Origin of the sequence: Endozoicomonas sp. (assembly GCF_051008435.1) — a bacterium.
GTDB lineage: Bacteria > Pseudomonadota > Gammaproteobacteria > Pseudomonadales > Endozoicomonadaceae > Endozoicomonas_A.
This window is the reverse complement of record NZ_JBPCXO010000436.1, coordinates 1-6,300: the sequence shown is the minus strand read 5'-3', so window position 1 is coordinate 6,300 and position 6,300 is coordinate 1. Positions and strand designations below refer to the sequence as shown.

5 protein-coding genes are annotated in these 6,300 nt (G+C 45.9%); all 5 read left to right on the top strand.

Going from position 1 to position 6,300, the window contains the following annotated elements; translation table 11 throughout:
* Positions 1 to 171: 171 nt before the first annotated feature.
* Complete coding sequence (locus ACR2PX_RS21770; RefSeq protein WP_434001461.1) at positions 172 to 1,014, top strand: hypothetical protein; 843 nt, start codon at positions 172 to 174, stop codon at positions 1,012 to 1,014.
* A 112-nt stretch (positions 1,015 to 1,126) separates the two neighbouring features.
* On the top strand, positions 1,127 to 2,191 hold the full coding sequence (fba, locus tag ACR2PX_RS21765; protein ID WP_434001460.1) for a class II fructose-bisphosphate aldolase: 1,065 nt from the start codon (positions 1,127 to 1,129) through the stop codon (positions 2,189 to 2,191).
* Positions 2,192 to 2,422: 231 nt separating this feature from the next.
* On the top strand, positions 2,423 to 3,328 hold the full coding sequence (gene nagK, locus ACR2PX_RS21760) for an N-acetylglucosamine kinase (protein WP_434001459.1): 906 nt from the start codon (positions 2,423 to 2,425) through the stop codon (positions 3,326 to 3,328).
* Positions 3,329 to 3,549: 221 nt separating this feature from the next.
* Complete coding sequence (locus tag ACR2PX_RS21755) at positions 3,550 to 4,890, top strand: hypothetical protein (protein ID WP_434001458.1); 1,341 nt, start codon at positions 3,550 to 3,552, stop codon at positions 4,888 to 4,890.
* 212 nt (positions 4,891 to 5,102) lie between these two features.
* Positions 5,103 to 6,086 carry a hypothetical protein gene (locus ACR2PX_RS21750; protein WP_434001457.1) on the top strand — a complete coding sequence of 328 codons (984 nt, stop codon included), beginning with the start codon at positions 5,103 to 5,105 and terminating at the stop codon, positions 6,084 to 6,086.
* The last annotated feature ends 214 nt before the right edge of the window (positions 6,087 to 6,300 follow it).

Sequence of the window (6,300 nt, the reverse complement as noted above, 5' to 3'; positions counted from 1 at the left end):
GAGCGTTCTAGACAGCTTCGATGGATTCGTGAGAATAGTTGACCTATTTAATCGAATTCATCGAATAATTGGGCCGTTCTTTCTGGAATTTAGGCCGAAATAGTCTTAAGTCCGACAGGCTCCTAGTAGCATCTTGAAATCCAATGGGTATAGCCTTTCATGGAGACCCCGATGCTCAAGGGTATTGCCATTTCAGCATTTTTTTTAGTGATGTCAGTCCCTGAGGCCAGAATGGCTGAGGCCAACTATGATCAAGCGCTATCCGGAACCTACCAGCTCGATGGAAAGAAACTGAAGAAAGGCCAAGGGGTAAACTTCACTATTTTGGTGAATCAAGTTGTCACAGTAGCGGCCCACCAACCGTCTTCAGAACAGTTGGATGTGACGGTCACGGAAAACCAGGCCTCAGCCACCCCTCCACCTTATCACTCCACTACTCAGTTCACCCAAAGAGACAGTGAACTCAGGCTTCGTCAGCAACAAGCTGAGAACGGAGACAGTCGATTTAACTTTTTCAACATGCTCAGCTGGATACTCCGCATCATTTATGAGGAGGTAAAAACACTGGGGGAAAAGAAAACCAAGACGGTCCATACCGGGAAGTTCACCTATCACGTCAATTACGCATACCATGACAAAGGCTATCGCCAGTTAGTGTATACCGTTCGCTTCTACAAATTGAACGCCAAAGGAGACCCCATTTATATCTCTGTGAATATTCATCTGTCAGAAGATGGCACACAGGTTCAAAGAATAGTCGTTTATATTGACGCAGGGAACATCACATATACCCTTAGCAGGCTTGAAGAAGAAAGACCCATCGAAGAGAATAAGCCTGTTGTCACGACAGTCACCGATGAGCCCGACGAAGCATTTCAGACACCTCCCGAAAGCCCAGACCCTCCACAAAATCCAACACCTAACAGCCAGAACACCAGTCAGCATTTTTTCACTGATACTCCTGAGACAACCATGGCGGTCAAATTTCGTATCCAGTTACTGGGTACAAATTAACCTTTTGCTGAGCCCAACTTCTCAAAAGATCACAAGTTTTTGCACCACTTCCAAGAAACAGGGATAATAGTGTCCGAATTCAACCACCCCCTTTGATTAGCAGGAGCAGGCAATGGCCCTGATCAGCTTGCGTGAAATGCTCGACCACGCCGCAGAAAATAACTACGGCGTTCCAGCATTCAATGTCAACAACCTGGAACAGATGCGCGCAATTATGGAAGCTGCCGACGAGACAGACTCCCCTGTCATCGTTCAGGCTTCTGCCGGTGCCCGCAAATACGCAGGTGCCCCCTTCCTGAGACACCTGATTCTGGCAGCCACTGAAGAATTCCCTCACATCCCGGTCGTTATGCATCAGGATCACGGCACCAGCCCTGCCGTATGTCAGCGTTCTATTCAATTGGGCTTTTCCTCTGTCATGATGGACGGCTCACTGAAGGACGACGGTAAAACGCCTTCTTCTTATGAGTACAATGTTGATGTAACCCGTCGCACTGTAGAAATGGCCCACGCCTGTGGCGTTTCCGTAGAAGGTGAACTGGGTTGCCTGGGATCTTTGGAAACCGGTCAAGCCGGTGAAGAAGATGGTGTCGGCGCAGAAGGCACCCTGTCACACGATCAGCTGCTCACCGATCCGGACGAAGCAGCAGAATTTGTAAAAGCCACTCATGTTGATGCTCTGGCTATTGCCTGCGGTACCAGCCATGGCGCTTACAAATTCACCCGCCCGCCTACAGGGGATATTCTGGCGATTGACCGAATTCGTGAAATCCACCAGCGTATCCCGAACACCCACCTGGTGATGCACGGCTCTTCTTCTGTTCCCCAGGAATGGCTGAAGATCATCAACGATAATGGTGGCGAAATCCCTGAAACCTACGGCGTACCGTTAGAACAGATTCAGGAAGGCATTCGTCACGGCGTTCGCAAAGTCAACATTGATACCGACCTGCGCCTGGCGTCCACTGGCGCTATTCGCTGTTTCCTGAGCGAGAATCCTGCTGAGTTTGACCCTCGCAAATATTTCGCAGTGGCAACCAAAGCCATGAAAGATATCTGTATCCAGCGTTATGAAGCGTTCGGTGCGGCTGGTCAGGGCTCCAAGATTGGCAGTACCAGCCTGGAAGGCATGTTTGTTCGTTACGGTAAAGGTGAATTGGATCCAAAGATCCAGTAAAGCCTTCTCCCACCCTTTAAAAAGCCAACCTCTAAAGAGGTTGGCTTTTTTTATACCCAAACTGCCTTAAATCATTAAACTCAACTGATAAATAATGTTATAAAGCAGGGCACTTTTTTACCGCGATATGACCGCGATTTTTTGAACAAGAAACAAGTCGCACCTGTTCATGTTAAAGCCTGTTCAGGTTTATTTTATATCGCTGACATTAAACAGATTCAGGAGTGAGCCATGCTGTATGGGTTGGATATCGGCGGCACCAAAATGGAACTGGCGGTTTTTGATCATGAGCACAACAAACTCGCCAGCAAACGCGTCCCTACACCCACAGACTCCTACGATGCATTCAAAAATGCCATCCGGGAACTGGTTCTTGAAACCGATCGTGAGTTGAACACCCGGGGCAGCGTAGGCATAGGTATTCCGGGATTTATTAATCCGGATACCGGCAAGGCTCAGTGCGCCAACGTACCCTGTGCAAACAACCAGAACCTGAAGGTTGATCTTGAACTGATACTGGATCGCCCGATCAAAATTGAGAACGACGCAAACTGCTTCGCACTCTCTGAAGCTTTGGGTGGCGCAGGCGATGGCATCTCTACCGTTTTTGGTGTGATCCTTGGTACTGGCTGCGGGGGCGGTCTCTACATTAACGGCAAGCTCCATAACGGCAGAAACAACCTGGCGGGCGAATGGGGCCATACCCCTCTGCCATACCACGTTTTCAAACTGGCCGGTGATGACTTCCCTATTGTGCAATGTGGTTGTGGCATGCAAGGCTGTCTGGACAATTACTTATCCGGTCGAGGCTTGGAACTGGCGTACAAGCATGTCGCCGGAGAAGCTCTTCCAGGTAAAGACATAGTGCAACTGTTCCGCCGTCACGATACCCAGGCAGAACGAGCCGTTGAAATATATTGCGAACTGCTGGCATCCGGACTGGGCGCCATGATCAATATTCTTGACCCGGGAGCCATTGTTCTGGGCGGCGGTTTATCCAACTTTGACGAACTCTACGAGCTGGTTCCTCCCCTGCTGGAGAAATACACTCTGAACATCGGGCAACTGCCCGAAATTCACAAAGCAAAGTTTGGTGATGCCGGCGGCGTTCGTGGCGCTGCCATGCTGAACGCATAATTCTGAAAATGACGGCATAGCTGCCAGCGCTATAAAGCAATGTCGTCTTAGCTCTGCATATAACTGAATCGTTCCCTGATTGAAAATCTTAGCTTTACTCACAATACCTTCAGCTATTCTCCCCTTCAGAACGTAAGAAATAATAAAAAATGAAAATAATTCACCTTAATAAAATCAAGAAAGTAGTGTAAATACCTTGATAGGAAATAACTGGAGAGGCAATGCGATTAATAAACCGCTCAATACTTTTCCTTTTTCTTGGAATGAGCACCCTATCCTTTGCATTGGGAGAATCTTCTGAAAAAGAACCCTCTAACGATTATTTTTTATGTCACAGCCAAAATCAAAATCCATTAAAGTCCTATTGGTACCTTACAACAGCTACCTATCAAGGTAGAGAATTAACTGGCTTTCGAAGCACCCATAAAATGTCCAAAGTGGTAGCACGATATCTTAAAGCCTATTTTCACCACAACATTCTGTGCTCACCTATTGGCAATAGACTGCACAGCATGGATATATCAGCAGAAGCAACACACGAATTAATTCCAGTCCCTATTGTCACAACGGATGATGCTCATACAACCATTTCTACAAAAATAGTCTCTCCAGAGCTGCTCAAAATAGCTTTTGAATCAGGAATCCATGGCCCTTCTCCATTTAAAAAGATCACTAGCACATCCAGCCCCGTTCCAATGGCTACCAGTGGAGCAGACCACTTATTCAAAACCAGTAATGTTTTAATGTTTGGGGTCAGCGCATTTATACTGGCAAATACTATTGGTCCAGACTGGGCTCCTATACTCGCTGCAGGGATCACCGCTTCAATCATTGGGTTCAATAAGTTGATGAGATTTAGCAGTGTATGGGAACACCCATACCCAGTACGCCTTGCAAAAGTCCATGTATCCAAGCAAGTTTTGAAAGGCGTGCTTTCAATAGGATTGACACACTCAGTTTATGACCTGCCAAAAATCATAAAAGATACAACTCGGTTCGATAAACTACTGAAGGTACATATTTTTAATAACATTGTCAGTGGTTTAACACTGGATGAACAGAATCGGATAAAAGACAGGGTTAGCGATGCTCTTTGGCACGCCATCGGCTCTGTATCGATTTCTGTTGAACCCAAACCTGGACAAAGAGTGGTAGAACAGTTTTACCAAGTTGAAGATGAGGCAGACAACACACTGCTTGCGCTATTTCATACTCAATACCCAGCTTTTGAAAAATACACTACCTACGCTATGTACTACCACTACTTTAAAACATTTGTACTCTACACAATGGGAAAAAACACTTGGCGGGCTTTCCAAGCAATGATACCACAATACTTATTCAACGAAGCATTTGAGTTAGCGACAGGAAAACCCATAGAAAGTGCGATTGGATTTTATGACTACGACAGCAAACAGAGCTTTTTTAGTCAAAACAACCTTCTTAACGATATTGAAGATTTTATGCTTCGAAACTGGATCACGACCCTGTCACTTTCCTACCACTTTTTATACTTGAAGCATCGCCAGCCTGCTCTCCAGCAATTCGGCTCGACACCCTAGATTGATGCTCGAAAACACAAACCCCACAAGTCTCTTGGTAACAAGCGACCATAACAATTATTACCCTCCTTCAATCGACTTCAAAAGAGTTTCGGTTGAAGGACGGCTTACTCACTAATTAAGAATAAAAATAAGAACAATTCTTTTTACATTCTTAAATAACCATCTACGCTTTCTTCCATATCTTTTTCATCTAATAAGAAGAGGTACCGATGACTCCTTCCCAGAGGCTTGCAGGACGCTTGGGCTGCACAAACAAGACTGCCAGCTCACTGGACATCAAACTCCTCAGCGGCATTCAACTCGTTGCCTTGTTCAGCTTGCTTTTTAACACTTTCATACAAGCTGATGAGTCTATCCAGATGAGCAAAGCGCACGAAAGCTGCCATGAAGCCATGATAGATCGTCATCACTTCGACCCTTTCCATTTCCCTAAGCATCTGGAGTGCAAAACTATTCTGGAAACAGACAAGGGTCCATTTCTCGAAAAGTCTGTTTTTGTCCCTCCCAATACACTGGAATACACATGTCGCTCAACCGCTGAAAAAGCCTCGGAAAAGAATCCATTCCCTGACTGTAAAGCGCTATCAAAAATAGCAACCTCCACCGGGCGGGTAATCGAGGTTCCGGGTTATCCGATTATTCTCATCAAAGATGGAATGTATCATCACCCTGACTATTCCATGTCAGAAATCATGACCTACGCCCTCTACAACGGCGGAAATTTTATTGAAATCTTCTTCCACGGCATGATCTACATGAAATTATGGAAAAATTACCAGGCATCCAATAGCTTTTATGCCTTACCCTTTTTCTTGCTCGGTATGTCCTGGAATTCCCTTGAAGTTTATAAACACGGTCTGCACACCAGTAACACCCATCATGACCATGAGTTCAGCACCACAGAGACCACAGTTGACGGCATCAGCACCATTATCGAGCTAAGGCTTGAAACCCCTGACGTCCTTGAAGTCTTGAGCTCATGGCCTACCTCCTTATGGGGCAAGATTCATGCTTTAAAAGAGTTCGCCTTTTATGGACTGATCTGGATGAACGCATACACCACCACAACATCCTGGCTTCCTTACTTTTTTGGCAAGCACGATCATGAGCATTGTGACGCCCTGGCTTCTGCGCCCAAGAACACTAGCTGCACCAAGCAGATAGAAGAAATGTACATACTTCTGGACCAATAAAGCAGGTTAATCCAGAAAACGACTCAAGACATGATCTGTCCTTTCAGCTTCCTTCAGCATCCATGAAGCGAGATGAAAAAGGAGATTAGGGGAGTAGCAAATCAGCTGTTACCAAGGTATTGTTTTCTACCCAATTACCAAGTTTTTATGTTTGATTCGCCAATGCCTGTCGCTGAAGTTTCTTCCGAATACAAAGGTCTGATCCAACTGGCCG

What these genes read in the sequence shown, in the direction of transcription:
- ACR2PX_RS21770 (WP_434001461.1), top strand. Translation starts at nt 172, where the DNA reads ATGCTCAAGGGTATTGCCATTTCAGCATTTTTTTTAGTGATGTCAGTC.
- nagK (WP_434001459.1), top strand. Translation starts at nt 2,423, where the DNA reads ATGCTGTATGGGTTGGATATCGGCGGCACCAAAATGGAACTGGCGGTT.
- ACR2PX_RS21750 (WP_434001457.1), top strand. Translation starts at nt 5,103, where the DNA reads ATGACTCCTTCCCAGAGGCTTGCAGGACGCTTGGGCTGCACAAACAAG.
- ACR2PX_RS21755 (WP_434001458.1), top strand. Translation starts at nt 3,550, where the DNA reads ATGCGATTAATAAACCGCTCAATACTTTTCCTTTTTCTTGGAATGAGC.
- fba (WP_434001460.1), top strand. Translation starts at nt 1,127, where the DNA reads ATGGCCCTGATCAGCTTGCGTGAAATGCTCGACCACGCCGCAGAAAAT.